Here is a 17,230-nt window from a genome sequence, read left to right as displayed (position 1 = left end):
ACCCGAGTTCGAGGCCGCTCCAGAACGAGTCCGCGTCGTGCCATTGCGTGGCTGGCGCGGGCACTTGGCGTACCCGGGGCAACAGCGGTGCCGCAACTGCTTCGCCGGCATCCCAGGTGCGGGCCATGGATGGGAGCATGACGTCTTCAACCCCCCATCGACGCTGGCGCCGGCGGTGTGCCGGGGCCGGGTGGGGGCCCGGGTGGGGGCGCGAAGCCCTTGTCCAGCATGCACTGCTCGATCAACTCCGGGGCCACGGGGTGTGCAGAGTCGCCGCCGAGATCCGACCAGCAAGCCTGGAGCGCGGCCTCCACCTTCGGATCATGCGGGGGACGCGCGGAACTGCTTGCCGGCGCGGGCTCCTGGCCCCGGGCGCCGGCCGCGAGGGCCATACCGACGCCGAAGACAAAAAGCACGGCGGGGATCAACGGATAGGGTTTCATGTGACGGGCGTCCTGGCGGCATGGGGTGCTGGTCACCACGCTAAGGGCCCGCGATGGCGTGGCGTTGTCCCTTTGTGTCCGCTTTGTGTCGGCATTTTTGCCCACCTGGCAAACGCCCCGTAGACTCACCTGATGTAATGCCGCTCATGCAGGCCGAAGCCCTTGCCATGGACATGCAGTCACTCATCCTCGTCGTCGACGACGATCCGGAATTGCGGGGACTGATCACCGGGTTCCTCGGTGGCCACGGCTTTCGCGTGCAAGCGGCCGAAAATGCCGCGCAAATGTCGCTGGCCATCGAGCGCGAGCGGCCGGACCTGGTGGTGCTGGACGTGATGATGCCCGGTGAGGACGGTCTTTCCGCCGCGCGCCGCCTGGCCGCGGAGAAAGGGCCGCCGGTGATCATGCTCAGCGCCCTGGGAGGCGACACCGACCGCATCATCGGCCTGGAAGTGGGCGCGGACGACTACCTGGCCAAGCCGTGCAACCCCCGGGAGTTGCTCGCGCGCGTGCGCGCCGTGCTACGCCGGACCAGCACTGCCGAGGACATCATGGCGGCCGACGCGCGTCCTTATGCCTTTGCCGGATGGCGGCTGGACGCATCGCGCCGCGACCTGCGCGACCCTACCGGGATCTTCATCAACCTGTCCGATGGCGAATTCTCACTGTTGCGCAGCTTCGTTGAGCATCCGCAGCGCATCCTGAGCCGCGACCAGCTGCTGGACCTGGTGCACGGTGGCCGGGCGGAGATATTCGACCGCGCCATCGACACGCAGATCAGCCGGCTGCGCCGGAAGCTCAACGACCGTTCGAAGGACGAACTGATCCGTACCGTGCGGAACGAGGGTTACATGCTGGTACCCAAAGTGGTGCGCCTGTGAACCACCTGCCCCGCCTGTCGATCTTCGCCCGCACATTCGTGATGATGTTCATCGCGCTACTGGTATCAGTGGCGATCGGCTACGCGGTACTGAACCTGCGCCCGCCGACGCGGCCGAACATGGTGAGCCTGTTCGAACTGGCTGCCGTGTTGCAGCCCGGGCGCATGCCCTTTGCCGGACGTGGTCCCGATGGCCATGGCGGCATGCCACCCCCGGGCGACGCCGGCGCCATACCCGATGGTGGGATGAACCCCACCGGCGCGTCGCGTGCACCTCCACCGCAAGGCGAGCCGCCTGGCATGCCGCAAGGACCTGCTTTCGGCTCGCCGGGCCCGGGGGATACCGGGGACATGGATGTCGCCACCAGCGCCAGCGCCCCGCCGCCGCCGGCCGGCTTCGATGCCAAGGTTTCATCGCGGATGCTCATGCGGCTGTCGGCCCTGTTCAATGTTCCGGCCGAGCGCCTTCGCGCCTATGCACCGGCATCGGCCCTGGTGGGCGGCCATGGGCCGACGGGGAACGTGCTCGGCCCGGGTTTCGTCATCGCACTGCGCCAGGACGATGGCAGCTGGCGCGTGGCGTCGCTTGCCGCAGAGCCCTTCCCCACCGCCCTGCAGGTACAGCTGGCGTGGCTTTTCGCCCTGGGCCTGCTGGTGCTTCTGCCACTGGCATGGCTCTTCGCCCGCGCCCTTTCCGCACCGATCCAGCGTTTCGCCCAGGCCGCGCAACGGCTGGGCAGCGACACCAGCGCGCCGCCTGTCCCGCGCGAGGGCCCCAGGGAAATGCGTCAGGCGGTGGATGCCTTCAATGCCATGCAGGCACGGATCAACCGCCTCCTGCAGGAGCGCACGCACATGATCGGTGCCATCGCCCACGACCTACGCACGCCGCTCACCCGTCTTTCCTTCCGCCTGGACGGCCTGCCCAGCCCGCTGGATGAAAAGGTCGAGGCCGACATCCAGGAAATGAAGTCGATGATCTCCGCCGCGCTGGACTTCATCCGTGACCGTTCGCTCGGCGTGCATCGCGAACGGCTGGACTTCCGGCTGCTGGTGGAAAGCGTGGCCGACGACATGGCCGATGTCGGCCATGCCGTGACGCTCCTGGATGGCCCCGCGATCACCATGCATGGAGATCCGTTGGCCTTGCGGCGTGCAGTGATGAACCTGGTCGAAAATGGCCTGAAGTACGGCCAGAGCGTCCGCATGCGCTTGCGCACCACGGCAGCGGAATGCGTACTGGAAATCGACGACGACGGGCCGGGTATTGCCGACGCCATGCAAAGCCAGGTATTCGAGCCGTTCTTCCGCCTGGAAGCTTCGCGCAACCGCGATACGGGCGGCATCGGGCTGGGCCTTGCCACGGTGCGGGCGATCGTCCTGGACCACGGCGGCAGCATCGCGTTGCGCAACCGCAAGGATGGCGGCCTGCGCGTGGCGCTGACCCTTCCGCTGGGCCAGGGGCTTTAAGGCGAGATGCCGCCGACGAACCGATAGCCCACCCCTGCCTCGGTCTTCAGCCAGCGCGGCGCCGCGGCATCGTCGCTCAGCTTGTGCCGCAGGCGCCCCATGACGATGCGCAGGTAGTGGGTATCGCTCGCGTGCGTTGCGCCCCATATCTCCTTCAGCAGCTGTTGCTGGGTGACTACCCGCCCGGCGTGGCGCAACAGGTGCGCCAGCACGGCATATTCCTTGCGCGTGAGCGCCAGGGCATTGCCATCGAGGAACACTTCGCGGCGGGCCAGGTCCACCACCAGGTGGCCGTCGTCGTAACGCGGGGGTGCGGCCGGTTCCGCGCCGCGGTTACGCAGGAGCACGCGCAGGCGCGCCATCAGCTCCTGTATGCCGAAGGGCTTGGTCACGTAATCGTTGGCGCCGTGGTCCAGGGCATGCACCTTCTCGCGTTCGCCGTCACGGACGCTCAGCATCAACACCGGTACCTGGCTCCATTGGCGCAACTCCGCCAATACTTCGTGCCCGTCGCGATCGGGCAAGCCGATGTCCAGGATGATCAGGTCCGGCTGCTGGGTGGCCGCCTGGGCCAGCCCCTCCTCGGCGGTGGCGGCGGTGACCACCGTATAACCTTCCGCGCGCAGGCCGATGTCGAGGAACCGCCGGATCTGCGGTTCATCGTCGATCACCAGGATCCGTGCTGCAGAACCACTCATGTCGTGGATTGCGGGGGCTCGCCCAAGGGAAGCATGATGCGCATGGTGGTCCCTCCGCCGATTCCCGGCAAGGCCTCCACGCTTCCCCCGTGCGCGCCGATCATGCCCTGGCAGATGGCAAGGCCAAGCCCGGTGCCCTGCTTGACCCGGTCGCCGCGGGATACCGAGTAGAACATGTCGAAGATACGCGTACGTTCTTCCTCGGGAATACCCGGGCCATGGTCGATGACGTCCACGCGCCACCAACCATCGACCACCGATGCTCGCACCTGGACCGCTTCGCCCGGCGGCGAGAACCTGGCTGCGTTTTCCAGCACGTTGAACAGGGCCTGCTCCACCAGCGCCGGGTGGACATGCAACAGCGCCTCACCCTGCACGGCATCAACCACGACACGCACCTCGGGGAAGGATTTGCGAACCCGCGACACGGCCGATGCGACAATGTCCGCGCCGTCGATCCAGTCACGGGCGAGCTTCAACCCGCCGTGGCCCAGCCGGGTCATGTCCAGCAGGTTCTGGATGTAACGGTCCAGGCGCTCGCCCTCGCCCAGGATGGCCTGCAGCAATTCCCGGCGCTCGCCAGGCGGGATCTTGTCTTCGTAACCGAGCAACGTACCCGCTGAACCGATCATCGAGGCCAGCGGGGAGCGCAGGTCGTGCGATACCGACGACAGCAGTGCGTTGCGCAGCCGTTCGGTCTCGCCCTGCACCCGCGCGCCTTCGAGTTCATCGGCCAGGCGTGCACGTTCGAGCGCCTGGCCGATGTCCTGCGTCATCGAAAGAGCGAGGCTCCGACGGTCAGGATCGGGCGCCGTGGTGGCGGCATCGAAGCGCAGCGCCACGACGCCTGCGGTGGAGCCTTCACCGGCCAATGGCAGGATCCAGCACGAGGCCGCATTGATGGTATCGGTATAACGGCCGGCCGCCTCGCCGTGGCGTTCGCACCACTCGGCGGCAGCGATGTCCTGTGGCGACAGGGCCATGTCGTGCGGCGCGCCGGCGGCCACGTGCAAGGTGTTGTCGTCGCCTCGCAGCAACAACGCCGCCTCGCATTCCAGGGCGCGCGCCAATGCCAGCGCACCCACCCGGCGGATCGCCGCGCCATCGGTGCTGGTGGACAAGGCCTGGCCCAGCGCCAGCAAGGCGCGGGCCTGGGCGTGTGCGCCGCGCAACGACTGCACCTGCAGGGCGAGCCGGGTGGCAAGCCCGCTGCATACCAGCGCGGCCACCAGGAACAACACCACCGCAAGCACATCGTCGACGTTGGCGATGGCAAGCGTGTAACGGGGTGGAGCAAAGAAAAAGTTGTAGCCGAGGAAGCACAGCACGGCGGTGTACACCGCCACTGCCATGCGCGTGCGCACGGCCACCACCAGCACGGCGGTAAGGAAGATCAGCGCAAGATTCGCCACCGAAAGGAAGCGGTCCAGGACAAAGGCGATGGCGAAGGCCACCAGCGTCGCGATGGTGGCGTAGGCGTATTCACGGGCCTTGCCCCAGCCTCCGGGCAACTGCAGGCGACGACCCCTGGCTTGCACCGTGACGGGCGTTGCCACGATGGTCACCTCAAGGTGCGAGCCTTCGCGAAGCAGGCGCTGGGTAAGCGAACGGCCCAGCATGCGCGCGATGGGACGCTCACGCGTGCGTCCCACCACCACCTGGCCGACGCCCTCGCGATCGGCATGGGCCAGCAATTCCCCGGCGATGTCGTGTCCGCGCAACACCACCACTTCGCCGCCAAGGCTACGTGCCAGGCGCATGGCCGACTCCAGCCGCTCGCGGCGCGCAGGATCGATGCCCGCGCCCGTCTCGACATAGGCCACGCCCCAGGGCGCGCCCCGCCTTTCGGCGATGCGCCGAACCATCCGCACCAGGTATTCACTCTGGCCCTGCCCGTCGATGGCAGCCAGCACACGGCGGCGCACAGGCATGCTGCCGCCACGCGCGAGCATGTGCTCACGCAGGTCACTGTCGACGTGCCGGGCAATGGTGTCCAGCGCCAGTTCGCGCAGCGACGCCAGGTTGGTCGGCGAGAAGAACGCATCCAGCGCCAGCGCCGCGGTGTCGGGCACGTACACCTTGCCCTGGCGCAGGCGGCCGATCAGCTCGCGGGGCGGAAGATCCACCAACACGATGTCACGGGCACGCTCCAGGAACGCATCAGGCACCGTCTCGCGCACGGTCACGCCGGTGATCCGCGCCACCTGGTCGTTCAGGCTCTCCAGGTGCTGCACGTTCATCGCGGAATAAACCTCGATGCCGGCCTCCAGCAATTCCGCGATGTCCTGCCAACGTCGCTCGTGGCGTACGCCGGGGACATTGCGATGGGCAAGCTCGTCGACCAGGATCACCGCCGGCTTGCGGGCCAGTGCCGCATCCAGGTCGAACTCCTCGAAGCGGCGATCGCGGTAGTCCACCTCGCGACGGGGGAGGACCGGCAGCCCTTCCAGCAGGGCTGCCGTCTCGGCACGGCCGTGGGTCTCCACCAGCCCCACCACCACGTCGACCCCTGCCCGCTTCAATTCCCGCGCGGCCGACAGCATGGCGAAGGTTTTGCCCACGCCGGGTGCTGCACCCAGGAATATCTTCAGGCGGCGCTCGCCGGACACCTGCAACACGGCGTCGGCCCGGGCATCGCGAACTGGCTGGATCATGCGTCGTCGACCCGGTGCGAAGGCACTACTTTACCGCGCTGTCGAGCGCCATGTTCAGCGCCAGCACGTTCACGCCCGGCTCGCCGAACAACCCCCACTGGCGGCCGCGCGTGGCACCGGCGATGAGTTCGTCCACGCGGTCGCGCGTAAGGCCTCTTGCCCGCGCCACGCGCCCGGCCTGGTACTCGGCGGCAGCCGGGCTGATCTCCGCGTCCAGCCCACTGCCGGAGGCCGTGACCAGGTCCACCGGAACCTCGACGGTGTTGCCAGGGTCGGCGGCGCGAAGCGCGGCGATGCGATCGGATGCCGCCTTGGTCAGCGCGGGATTGGTCGGACCCAGGTTCGAAGGCGTCGACGCCGTGGCGGTATAGGGCGCGGGAGTCGTGGCGGACAGACGGCCCCAGAAGTACTTCGGGCTGGTGAACGACTGGCCGATCAGCGCCGACCCGACCACCTTGCCGCCCTGGCGAACCAGGCTGCCATCGGCCTGGTCGGGAAAAAGCAGCCGGGCGCCGCCGGTGACCACGAGGGGATACAGCAACCCCGTGATCACCGTGAACAGCAGCAGCAACATGACGGACTGGCGGACGAGTTTCATGCCGGTGGCCTAGTAGTGGAGGATCGCATCGACCAGGGCAGTCACTTGGCTGCTCTTTTGGCCGGCGTTGTAGGCTGGGAAATCATAGGCGTGTTCGTAGCGAAGCTCCGGGCGAATCTCCAAATCCTGCGACACCCAATGTGTCAAACCAATCGTATGGCTGGAGTATCGCGTCGCGTATCCGGTGCGTTGACCCTGTTCGTCGTTATAGAACTCATTGCGAATCGAGATCATGTTGTGCGGATCGAGCTCAACGTTGAAGTAGTTCACGATGCCAAATGCCGGGTTGTGGCCGGCCGGGAAATTCGGCGCCTCTCCCAACGGATAACCCGGCACGCCCGCGGGCGCTCCCTGTTGATCGCGCACGTAAATGCGATAAGCCTCGGTCAGCATGTGCACGTTGTGACTGAAACGATGACCCCAAGTCAGCACGAATTCCTGCAGATTGTTATAGGTCTGCTTGGATTTGTTGTACGACTCCACACACGGATACAGCATGTCGTTGTTGGACGCCGATACCCAACGCACACAACCTTGCACGCTCAAACGACTGGTGCTGTCCCAGAACGCTGAATCATCACCGCCGTGCACGCCAAACTGCACCGTCCACTGATCGTTGAGCTTTGTCGTGGTGATGATGCCGGTGTTGGTATACGCATCGACCGTGTAAAGAATGGAGTGCGTCAACAGGTAATTTTGCGGCGAGAACTGTGCCTCGATATCCGGGATGGACAAATAACGCCCCATCGTTATCTGCATGCCCTGCGCCACCCAGGGGATGTACAGGTCGACATACCAGATCATCGGATCGTTGCCGTAGAGCTTACCCGGCAGCGGACTATTGGAATTGGGATGGTTGAGCAACTGGTCGCTGGTGACACCCTTCATGGTGGTGAAGTGGTAGTCGTAGCCATACAGGTCGTCGAAATGAAATCCCCAGTCCAGATGATCGGTCTGAACCGTGTCGGGCAAACGCTCAATTCGCAACAGCGCCTGATCAAATTCCACGCGATTGGGGCGCGTGGCGTAGGAAAGCGGATAGTTGGAAAAACTCGACGAGCTTATATTGGCTGATGGATTGATCCAGCCATAAACCTCGATACGATTCTTCTGCATCCAGTGGCCTACGCTAGTACAGGCGAGCGCTTTCTCCAGCGGATACTGCGAGTTTGTGTCAGGCACACCAATCGGATTGTCGACGCCGCCGAGTTGCCACTCAGAGGCCGGGAACGGCATCGAATCAAAGGGGGAATCCATGCCGCGACGCGCAGGCGCCGGTGCAGCCGGCGCATTCGGATCGGCCGGCTGGGCGTCTTCGCGGTAGGCGGCGGCCAGTCGCGAGCCGAAGCCCTTCGAACAATCGGCGCTGCCGGTAGCGGGAGCATCGTCGCTGGCCATGGCCTGGCCGGCCGGGAGGGCCAGGAGCAGTGCGAGGGCCAACAGCTTTTTCTGGTACATGACTTCGTTTCCTGGTGCGTTGACTGTCAAATGCCGGCGTAGCCGCCGAGTTCGTATTCTTCCTGAAGGGTCAGTGCCTGGGCGCCAGGCGCCAGAGCAGCTTTGAGCGGGCGCGGTTCGCGCACCAGCGGATCGTTGGCTGCGTTGTCCAGTTCTGCATCCTGGGTGTCTTTCCAGGAAAACTTCATCAGGTGGGTAAGCACTTCGTATTGCCTCGATGCTTGGAAGAAGGGAATTCAGGCCGCGCCGATGGCGACGAGGATCAGGTCGATCAACTTGATGCCCAGGAACGGCGCGACAATGCCGCCCAGGCCATAGACAAGCAGGTTCCGCCGCAACAGCGCGTCGGCGCCGAGTGCGCGGTATTTCACGCCACGTAGTGCCAGTGGTATCAACACGATGATGATCAGCGCGTTGAAGATCACCGCCGACAGGATCGCGCTCTGGGGCGTGGCCAGGTGCATCACGTTGAGCGTATTGAGCGCCGGATACGTGGTGGCGAACGCGGCCGGGATGATCGCGAAGTACTTGGCGATATCGTTGGCCAGCGAGAACGTGGTGAGCGCACCGCGGGTAATCAGCAGCTGTTTGCCGATCTCCACCACCTCGATCAGCTTGGTGGGATCTGAATCCAGGTCCACCATGTTGCCGGCCTCGCGGGCCGCCTGGGTGCCGGTGTTCATCGCCACGGCAACGTCGGCCTGGGCCAGCGCCGGAGCGTCATTGGTACCGTCGCCGCACATGGCCACCAGGCGGTTCTCAGCCTGGATGTCACGGATCAGCTTCAGCTTGGCCTCGGGCGTGGCCTCGGCGAGGAAATCGTCGACACCTGCCTCGGCGGCAATGGCCGCGGCAGTCAGGGGATTGTCGCCGGTCACCATCACCGTGCGGATGCCCATGCGCCGCATCTGGGCAAAGCGCTCCTTGATGCCGGGCTTGACGATATCTTTCAGTTCCACCACGCCAAGGGCACGTGCGCCCTCCACCACCACCAGCGGCGTGGCGCCGCGGCGGGCGACCTCCTCGGCCTGGCGGGTCACGCGCGGCGGCAGGTGGCTGCCGTTGGCGTCCAGGTAACGGCCCACGGCATCGATGGCGCCCTTGCGGATATGCCTGTCACCGATATCGACGCCGCTCATGCGCGTCTGGGCGGTGAAGGGTACATACACCGCATCGGCGATCACGCGCTCGGTAAGGCCGAACGCTTCCCGGGCCAGGGCGAGCACGCTGCGCCCTTCGGGGGTGTCGTCGGCCAGCGAGGCCAGCAAAGCCACTTCGGCCAGCGTCTGCGCCTGCACGTCGGGCGCCGGATGGAAGGCCACGGCCTGGCGATTGCCCAGCGTGATGGTGCCGGTCTTGTCCAGCAGGAGCACGTCGACGTCGCCAGCGGCTTCCACGGCACGGCCGGAGGTGGCGATCACGTTGGCGCGGATCATGCGGTCCATGCCGGCGATACCGATGGCCGAGAGCAGCGCGCCGATCGTGGTGGGAATCAGGCACACCAGGAGCGCGATCAGCACGGTGAGCGTGATCGGCTCGCCGGCATGGGCTACCTGCACGCTGTAGATCGAGTACGGCAGCAAAGTGGCGCAGGCCAGCAGGAAGATCAGCGTGAACTTCGCCAGCAGGATGGTGAGCGCGATCTCGTTCGGCGTCTTGCGCCGGCTGGCACCTTCCACCATGGCGATCATGCGGTCCAGGAAGCTTTCGCCGGGGTTGCTGGTAATGCGCACCACCAGCCAGTCGGACAGCACCTTGGTACCACCCGTCACCGCACTGCGGTCACCGCCCGACTCACGGATCACCGGCGCGGACTCGCCGGTGATGGCGCTTTCGTCGACGCTTGCGGTACCGGCCACCACCTCGCCGTCGCCGGGCAGGTATTCGCCGGCCTCGACCAGCACCATGTGGCCGGTGCGCAGATCCGTTGACGGGGTATAGGTCACCTGGGCGTCACGCAGGGCAGTGTCCACCCGCTTGGCGATCAGTTCCTTGCGTGAGCCACGCAGGGCGTTGGCCTGGGCCTTGCCCCGCCCTTCGGCCAGCGCCTCGGCGAAGTTGGCGAACAGCAGCGTGAACCACAGCCATGCGCTCACGGCAAACGAAAACCCCGAAGGCACTTCACGGTGGCCGGTGGTGAGGCCTGCGATCCAGATCAGGGTGGTGAGGATGCTGCATACCAGCACCACGAACATCACCGGGTTGCGGAACTGCATCCGCGGCGACAGCTTGCGGAACGCATCCAGCACGGCGGTGCGGACCAGGGCGCGGTCGAAGGCGCGATTGGGAAGGGTGGCGGACGTCATAAATCAATGCCCCGCGGCAGCTTGGAGGTGTTCGGCGATCGGGCCCAGGGCCAGTGCCGGCAGGAAGGTAAGCGCGCCGACGACGACCACGATGCAGGCCAGCAACACCACGAACAGGGGCGTATGGGTGCGCAAGGTGCCGGCCGAAGGCGGTACGTGGCGCTTGGCGGCAAGGGAGCCCGCCATGGCCAGCATGGCGATCGCCAGCGGGAAGCGCGCCAGGAACATGCAAATGGCCAGCAGGATGTTCCAGAACGGCGTGTTGGCGGAAAGCCCGCCGAACGCGCTGCCGTTGTTGTTCGACGCCGAACTCACCGCATAGAGAATTTCGCTGAAGCCATGGGCGCCGGGGTTGCTGACCCCAGCGACACCCGCCGGTGCCAACACGGCAATCGCCGTACCGATGGTCACGAGCGCGCACGGCACAAGCACTGCCAGGCTCGCCATCTTCATTTCGTAGGCTTCGATCTTCTTGCCCAGGTACTCGGGCGTGCGGCCCACCATCAGGCCCGCGATGAACACCGCGACGATGGCGAAGGCGAGCATGCCGTACAGGCCCGAGCCCACGCCGCCGAACACAACCTCGCCCAGCTGCATCAGCCACATCGGGATCAAGCCGCCGAGCGGGGTCAGCGAGTCGTGCGCGGCATTCACCGCGCCGCATGAAGCGGCCGTGGTGATGGCGGCGAAGAGACCGGACGCGGCGATGCCGAAGCGCGTCTCCTTGCCTTCCATGTTGCCGCCCGATTGCAACGCCGAGGCCTGGCCATCCACGGCCAGACCATGCAGCGCTGGGTTGCCCGCCTGCTCGGCGGCCACCAGGCCCACGGCGAGCGGGATGAAGATCAGCAGCATCGTGGCGAGGATCGCCCAGCCCTGGCGCTTGTCACCCACCATGCGGCCAAAGGTCAGGCATAGGCCACCGGGGATCAGGAAGATCACCAGCATCTCGATGAAGTTGGAAAGCCCCGTAGGGTTCTCGAACGGGTGGGCCGAATTGGCGTTGAAGAAACCGCCGCCATTGGTGCCCAGCTGCTTGATCGCCACCTGCGATGCCGCCGGTCCCATCGGCAGTACCTGGCTGCCCGTATCGACATAAGCATGGAAATTCTGCACCACGCCCTGCGATACCAGCACCAGCGCCATCACCAGCGACAGCGGCAGCAGCACATAAAGCGTGCAACGGGTCAGATCCACCCAGAAATTACCGATGCCCGATGCACCGCGGCGTGCGAAGCCACGCACCACCGCCACCAGCACGGCGATGCCCGTGGCGGCAGACATGAAGTTCTGCACGGCCAGCCCGAGCATCTGCGTCAGGTAGCTCATGGTGGATTCACCGGCATAGGCCTGCCAGTTGGTATTGGTTGCAAAGCTCACCGCAGTGTTCATCGCCGAATCGGCCGACGGTGCCGCGAAATGCTGCGGGTTCAGCGGCAGCACGCCCTGCAACCGCTGCAAGGCATAAAGCAGCAGCACCCCGGCCATGTTGAAGAACAACATGGCCAGCGCGTAACGCTTCCAGCTCATGTCCTCGGCCGGGTCAATGCCGCTGGCGCCGTAGAACACGCGCTCGAAGCGGTTCTCGCCACGGCGGTTGTCGTCGAAAACAAAGGCCATGTAACGGCCCATGGGCGCCACCAGCACCAGCAACACGGCCAGGAACACGGCGACCTGCATCAGTGCATTGGCAGTCATTCGAACCACTCCGGCCGTAGCAGGGCCACCACGAGGTACACGCACAGAAAGAGCGCGACCAGGGCCGCGATCACGTAAACGAGGGTCATGGGGAAAGTCCCGTCAGGAAGAACGCCGCATCAGGCGTTCGCAAACCAGCAAGAAGCCGATCGTTGCGGCGAAAAGCACGATGGGTATGGCGATATAGAGGATGTCCATGCCGCGTATTTTCCCCGCTGCGTCGTAAGTTCGGTGCAACAGGCGGCGATGGCGGCATAAAAATGTCGTAAAAAGAAGCGCTCAGGCGCCCCGATCGCCCTCGACCAGGGGAACTTTCTCGCGCGCGATTATCCAGCTGCGATCGCGCGTCCCGCGCGGCTCACGCCTTGAGCCTTTCCACGGCAAGTCGATAGCGATCGGCGATGCGCGATTGGTCGATGTGCTGCCCATCGCGGACAACCCATTGCCCCGCCGCCATCACATCGCGCACAAGGGGCACGTTGCCGGAAAAGATGAAGCTGTCCATCACGTCGGCCGCATCGCGCGCCGCCAGCACCGGCGCCAAGTCATCCAGGACGACGAGGTCGGCCCGCGCGCCAGTGGCGATCGCGCCTATAGCCGTTCCCGAGGCGGCGGCGCCGCCGGCCAATGACCGTGCGAACAACGACTCGCCCACGCTCTGTCCGGCGTGGCGGGCAGCGACGTTGCGCTGCCGGGCCACCAGCCGTTGGCCGTATTCCAGCCAACGCAGTTCCTCCACCGGCGAAACGGAAATGTGCGAATCCGATCCGATACCCAGCACGCCGCCCTGGTCGATGAAAGATGCCAGGGGAAAAACACCATCACCGAGGTTGGCCTCGGTCGTCGGGCACAGGCCGGCCACCGCGCCCGATTGCGCCAGGCCTCGCGTTTCGCCGGCATCAAGGTGCGTAGCGTGCACCAGGCACCACCGCGCATCCACCTGGACGTTGTCCAGCAGCCACTGCACCGGGCGGCAGCCGCGCTCCGAGAGGCATTCTTCCACCTCCGGCATTTGCTCGGCGATGTGGATGTGCACGGGCATGTCCCGCGGAATGGCGCCCAGCACCGCATGGATAGCGTCCGGCCGCACGGCGCGTAGCGAGTGCAGGGCCACGCCCGTCGTCTTGTGCATGCCATCGCCATCGCGCAGCGATTGCACGAGTCGCAGGTACGCCTCCACCGTGTGACCGAAGCGCCGTTGGCGCTCGCCCAGCGGCCGGCCATCGAAACCCCCGGTCATGTACAGCACGGGCAGGATGGTCAGGCCGATGCCTGCCTCCTCCGCCGCCTCCACCACCGCTTGCGACATCGCCGCGGCATCGGGCCATGGCGAACCATCGGGTTGGTGGTGCAGGTAATGGAACTCGCACACGTGCGTATAGCCGGCCTTGAGCATTTCCACGTACAACTGCGCGGCGATGGCCTTGAGGTCGTCCGGCCCGACGCGCTGGGCAAAACCGTACATCGTCTCGCGCCAGGTCCAGAAGCTGTCGTCGCCGGGCCCACGGCGCTCGGCCATGCCCGCCATGGCGCGTTGGAAGGCGTGCGAATGCAGGTTGGGCATGCCGGGCAGCACGTACTTGCCCAGCCGGATCGATGGCTCGCCTGCGATGGCCTGGCCATCGATCGCCAGGCGCCCATCGCGCACGCCAAGCGCCATGTCCTGGTTCCAGCGATTGCCCTGCCAGGCGTGGTCGGCACGATACATTGATGTCGACATGGTGCTCCATGGTGGCTCGCGCGGCCCGCGCCACGCCCAGGCCGCCATGGTACGCAATGCGCCGCCGCTTGGCTTGGAGAAGTGGAGCTTGCCGCTGGAAACGCGCCGTAACAGGATTCCTTCACGACCGGATCGGCACCATGGTGGCCCATGCGCGGGCGCAGCGTGGCCTACGTGCGCCGCCCTCACTTCCACGCAGGCAGCCCCATGACCGACCACGCCGCCACCGGCACGCGCCCGACCGACGGACCGCAACTGCAGCTTCGCGAGGCCCGTCCTGCGGACGTGCCCCAGTTGGTGGCCCTCACCGCGCGGGTCTACTCCGCCGAATGGGGTCATTCCGCAGCGATGCTGCAGGCCCAGCAATCGCATTTTCCCGAGGGCCAGTTCGTCGTGGAATACGAGGGCACCATCGTCGGCTACTGCGCTACTTTCCGCATTGCCGAAGCGGTGGCGCTGGCACCCCATACCTGGATGCAGGTCACCGGCGGCGGATTCGCCTCGCGCCACGATCCGAAGGGCAACTGGCTCTACGGCATGGAAGTGGTGGTGCATCCGGATTTCCGCGGCATGCGCATCGGCCAGCGCCTCTACCAGGCTCGCAAACGCCTTTGCATGGAGTTGAAGCTCCGCGGCATCGTTTTCGGCGGCCGCATCCCCGGCCTTGCACGCAACCTGCAGCGCTACGGAACGGCCGAGAAATACGTCCAGGCCGTGATGGACGGCGCACGCCGCGACCAGACCTTGAGCTTCCAGCTTCGCAACGGCTTCGAGCTGGTTGGCCTGCTGCGCGAATACGTGCCGTCCGACCATGAATCGCTCGGCTATGCCGCTCACCTGGTCTGGCGCAACCCGAGCCTGCATGACCATCCGGACATCCCCACCGTATCGCAACCGCGGGCGCTCCCGGACAGCGTGCGCGTGGCCTCGGTCCAGTACATGCAGCGGCGTATTTCCTCGTTCGATGAATTTGCCAGGCAGGTGGAATATTTCGTCGACATCGCCGCCGACTACGACGCCGACTTCGTCACCTTCCCCGAGCTCATCACGCTGCAGCTTCTTTCCATCGAGAATGCGGAGCTTTCCCCGGTGGACTCCATCCGCCGGCTTTCCGAATACACCCCGCAGGTGCGCGAGCTTTTCCAGCGGCTGGCGGTGAACTTCAACATCAACATCATCGGCGGCTCGCATCCCACGCGGATGCCCAACGGCGACATCCACAACGTCTGCTATGTATGCCTGCGCGACGGTTCCATCCACGAGCGGGAGAAGCTCCACCCCACGCCGAGCGAGCGCAACGTGTGGAACGTCACCGGCGGGGAGTCGGCTGCGATGATCAACACCGACTGCGGCCCGATCGGCGTGATGATCTGCTACGACTCGGAATTCCCCGAAGTGGCAAGGCACCTGACCGACCAGGGTGCGTTGATCCTGTTCGTGCCCTTCTGCACGGACGTGCGCGAAGGCTACCTGCGCGTGCGCTACTGCTCGCAGGCGCGTGCCATCGAAAACCAGTGCTACGTGGTGCTGTCGGGCAATGTAGGCAACCTGCCCGGCGTGAACAACTTCGACATCCAGTACGGGCAAAGCTGCATCCTCACCCCCAGCGACCTGCCCTTCGCCCGCGACGGCATCGCCGCGGACTCCACGCCAAACACCGAAACCGTGCTTTTCGCCGACCTTCGCCTCGAGAACCTGGCGCGTGCGCGCAACTCCGGCGCCGTGACCAACCTGAAGGACCGGCGTTTCGACCTTTATGAAGTGCGCTGGACGCGCAATACTGAGGCCACCTGAATCACTGAAGACGTATCTTGGCCGGGCGCCCGACGATAAGGATGGGCCCACGATGGAAAGCGCCTTGAAGAACACGCCATGACACAGCGCTGGGACACATTGCTGGTAAACGCCCGCCTGGCAACCTTTGCCGGGAACGAGCCCTACGGCCTGGTCGAACACGGCGCGCTGGCGTGGGCGGGCGGGCGAATAGCATTTTGCGGCCCAGTGGGCGACCTGCCCGGCAGGCCCATGGAACTGGCCGAACACGTGCTCGACCTCGACGGCGGCCTGGTGACACCCGGCCTGGTCGATTGCCATACCCACCTGGTTTTCGGTGGCAATCGCGCCCACGAATTCGACCTCCGGCTCAAAGGCGCAAGCTACGAAACCATCTCCCGCGCCGGGGGCGGCATCGTTTCCACCGTGCGGGCCACGCGCGAGGCAACCGAGGCCAGGTTGTTTGCCCAAAGCGCCCCGCGTGCCCGCGCCCTGATCGCCGACGGCGTAACCACGGTGGAGATCAAGTCCGGCTACGGCCTGGAGTTGCAGGCCGAGCGGCGCATGCTGCGCGTGGCGCGCGAACTGGGTGTACAGCTGGGCGTTTGCGTGCGCACCACTTTCCTTGGCCTTCACGCCCTGCCCGCCGAACACCAGAACGACCGCTCAGGTTACGTCGACAAGGTCTGCGACGAAATGCTGCCGCTGCTGGCTGCCGAGGGCCTGGTCGATGCGGTGGACGCCTTCTGCGAAGGGATCGGTTTCGACCGCGAGGAAACGCGCCGGGTATTCGAACGCGCGCACGCGCTCGGCTTGCCCGTAAAGCTTCACGCCGAACAGCTTTCCGACATGGATGGCGCGGCATTGGTGGCCGAGTTCGGCGGCCTGTCGGCAGATCACCTGGAGCACTTGTCTGAATCGGGCGTGCGTGCCATGGCCGGCGCCGGGACGGTGGCCGTGTTGTTGCCAGGTGCCTTCTACGCGCTACGCGAAACGAAGTTTCCGCCACTGGACGCACTGCGCGAACATCGCGTACCCATCGCGATCGCGACCGACTGCAACCCCGGCACCTCGCCGCTGCTGTCGCTGCGGATGGCGGCGGGAATGGCCTGCACGCTGTTCCGCATGACACCCGAAGAAGCCCTGGCCGGCATCACCGTGCATGCCGCCCGTGCCCTGGGCTTAAGTGACCGGGGCACGCTGGAGCCTGGCAAGCGCGCGGACATCGCGGTGTGGAACGTGCACGATCCGGCCGAGCTTTGCTACTGGATCGGCGGCCCGCTATTGCGGCAAAGCCACGTGGCCGGTCGTCGGCTGGCCTGATCCCCCGGCACGGCGTACCTGACTTCCAGCACTGCGTGCGGCCTGCGCGTCACGTTAGCTTGGAGTACTTGACAACACCTAGGGCTGTCGATGATCAGGCCATCAATGAAAAGGCGCTGCTCCGTGACCGTCGGTCTGGCTCTCCTGATCGCGGCAGGCATCGGCCACGCGGCAACGAATTCCCCCGGCGATGCCTCCGCCTTCGCCCC

Annotated in this window: 13 protein-coding genes; 4 read left to right on the top strand and 9 right to left on the bottom strand. The window is 65.7% G+C overall.

All coding sequences use genetic code 11. The features are described from left to right. Positions 1-610: 610 nt before the first annotated feature. Both VK519_RS13680 and VK519_RS13675 read left to right on the top strand, forming a co-directional pair. Entirely contained in the window at positions 611-1,324 is a 714-nt protein-coding gene (locus tag VK519_RS13680; protein WP_324350652.1) for a response regulator, read from the top strand. Continuing rightward, on the top strand, positions 1,321-2,793 hold the full coding sequence (locus VK519_RS13675) for a sensor histidine kinase (RefSeq protein ID WP_414692754.1): 1,473 nt from the start codon (positions 1,321-1,323) through the stop codon (positions 2,791-2,793). Before VK519_RS13680 ends, VK519_RS13675 begins: the two co-directional genes overlap by 4 nt. Here VK519_RS13675 and VK519_RS13670 read toward each other — a convergent pair. From VK519_RS13670 to VK519_RS13630, 9 genes are all read right to left on the bottom strand, one after another. Further along, positions 2,790-3,491, bottom strand: coding sequence for a response regulator (locus tag VK519_RS13670; protein WP_324350648.1), 702 nt, complete (start codon positions 3,489-3,491; stop codon positions 2,790-2,792). The two genes, VK519_RS13675 and VK519_RS13670, sit on opposite strands and share 4 nt — an antisense overlap. Further along, the gene (locus VK519_RS13665; RefSeq protein ID WP_324350646.1) at positions 3,488-6,145 is read right to left on the bottom strand and encodes an ATP-binding protein; all 2,658 of its coding nucleotides are present in this window, start codon (positions 6,143-6,145) and stop codon (positions 3,488-3,490) included. Before VK519_RS13665 ends, VK519_RS13670 begins: the two co-directional genes overlap by 4 nt. A gap of 25 nt (positions 6,146-6,170) precedes the next feature. After that, positions 6,171-6,743, bottom strand: coding sequence for a potassium-transporting ATPase subunit KdpC (gene kdpC / locus VK519_RS13660; RefSeq protein WP_324350644.1), 573 nt, complete (start codon positions 6,741-6,743; stop codon positions 6,171-6,173). A gap of 9 nt (positions 6,744-6,752) precedes the next feature. Beyond that, complete coding sequence (locus tag VK519_RS13655; RefSeq protein ID WP_324350643.1) at positions 6,753-8,201, bottom strand: outer membrane beta-barrel protein; 1,449 nt, start codon at positions 8,199-8,201, stop codon at positions 6,753-6,755. A 26-nt stretch (positions 8,202-8,227) separates the two neighbouring features. Next, positions 8,228-8,404, bottom strand: coding sequence for a hypothetical protein (locus VK519_RS13650; RefSeq protein WP_324350641.1), 177 nt, complete (start codon positions 8,402-8,404; stop codon positions 8,228-8,230). 33 nt (positions 8,405-8,437) lie between these two features. Further along, complete coding sequence (kdpB, locus tag VK519_RS13645; RefSeq protein WP_324350639.1) at positions 8,438-10,507, bottom strand: potassium-transporting ATPase subunit KdpB; 2,070 nt, start codon at positions 10,505-10,507, stop codon at positions 8,438-8,440. Between the two features lie 3 nt (positions 10,508-10,510). Further along, positions 10,511-12,205, bottom strand: coding sequence for a potassium-transporting ATPase subunit KdpA (kdpA, locus tag VK519_RS13640; RefSeq protein WP_324350637.1), 1,695 nt, complete (start codon positions 12,203-12,205; stop codon positions 10,511-10,513). After that, on the bottom strand, positions 12,202-12,294 hold the full coding sequence (gene kdpF / locus VK519_RS13635) for a K(+)-transporting ATPase subunit F (RefSeq protein WP_250623806.1): 93 nt from the start codon (positions 12,292-12,294) through the stop codon (positions 12,202-12,204). Before kdpF ends, kdpA begins: the two co-directional genes overlap by 4 nt. A gap of 269 nt (positions 12,295-12,563) precedes the next feature. Next, positions 12,564-13,925 (bottom strand): formimidoylglutamate deiminase, encoded by a 1,362-nt coding sequence (locus VK519_RS13630; RefSeq protein ID WP_324350634.1) that lies wholly within the window; start codon positions 13,923-13,925, stop codon positions 12,564-12,566. A gap of 207 nt (positions 13,926-14,132) precedes the next feature. Here VK519_RS13630 and VK519_RS13625 point away from each other — a divergent pair, with 207 nt between their 5' ends. Next, positions 14,133-15,719 (top strand): GNAT family N-acetyltransferase, encoded by a 1,587-nt coding sequence (locus VK519_RS13625; protein ID WP_324350632.1) that lies wholly within the window; start codon positions 14,133-14,135, stop codon positions 15,717-15,719. Positions 15,720-15,797: 78 nt separating this feature from the next. Then, on the top strand, positions 15,798-17,021 hold the full coding sequence (gene hutI, locus VK519_RS13620) for an imidazolonepropionase (protein ID WP_324350630.1): 1,224 nt from the start codon (positions 15,798-15,800) through the stop codon (positions 17,019-17,021). The last annotated feature ends 209 nt before the right edge of the window (positions 17,022-17,230 follow it).

This window comes from Pinirhizobacter sp. (assembly GCF_035317885.1).
Lineage (GTDB): Bacteria > Pseudomonadota > Gammaproteobacteria > Xanthomonadales > Rhodanobacteraceae > Pinirhizobacter.
This window is presented reverse-complemented; position numbering and strand designations above follow the sequence as displayed.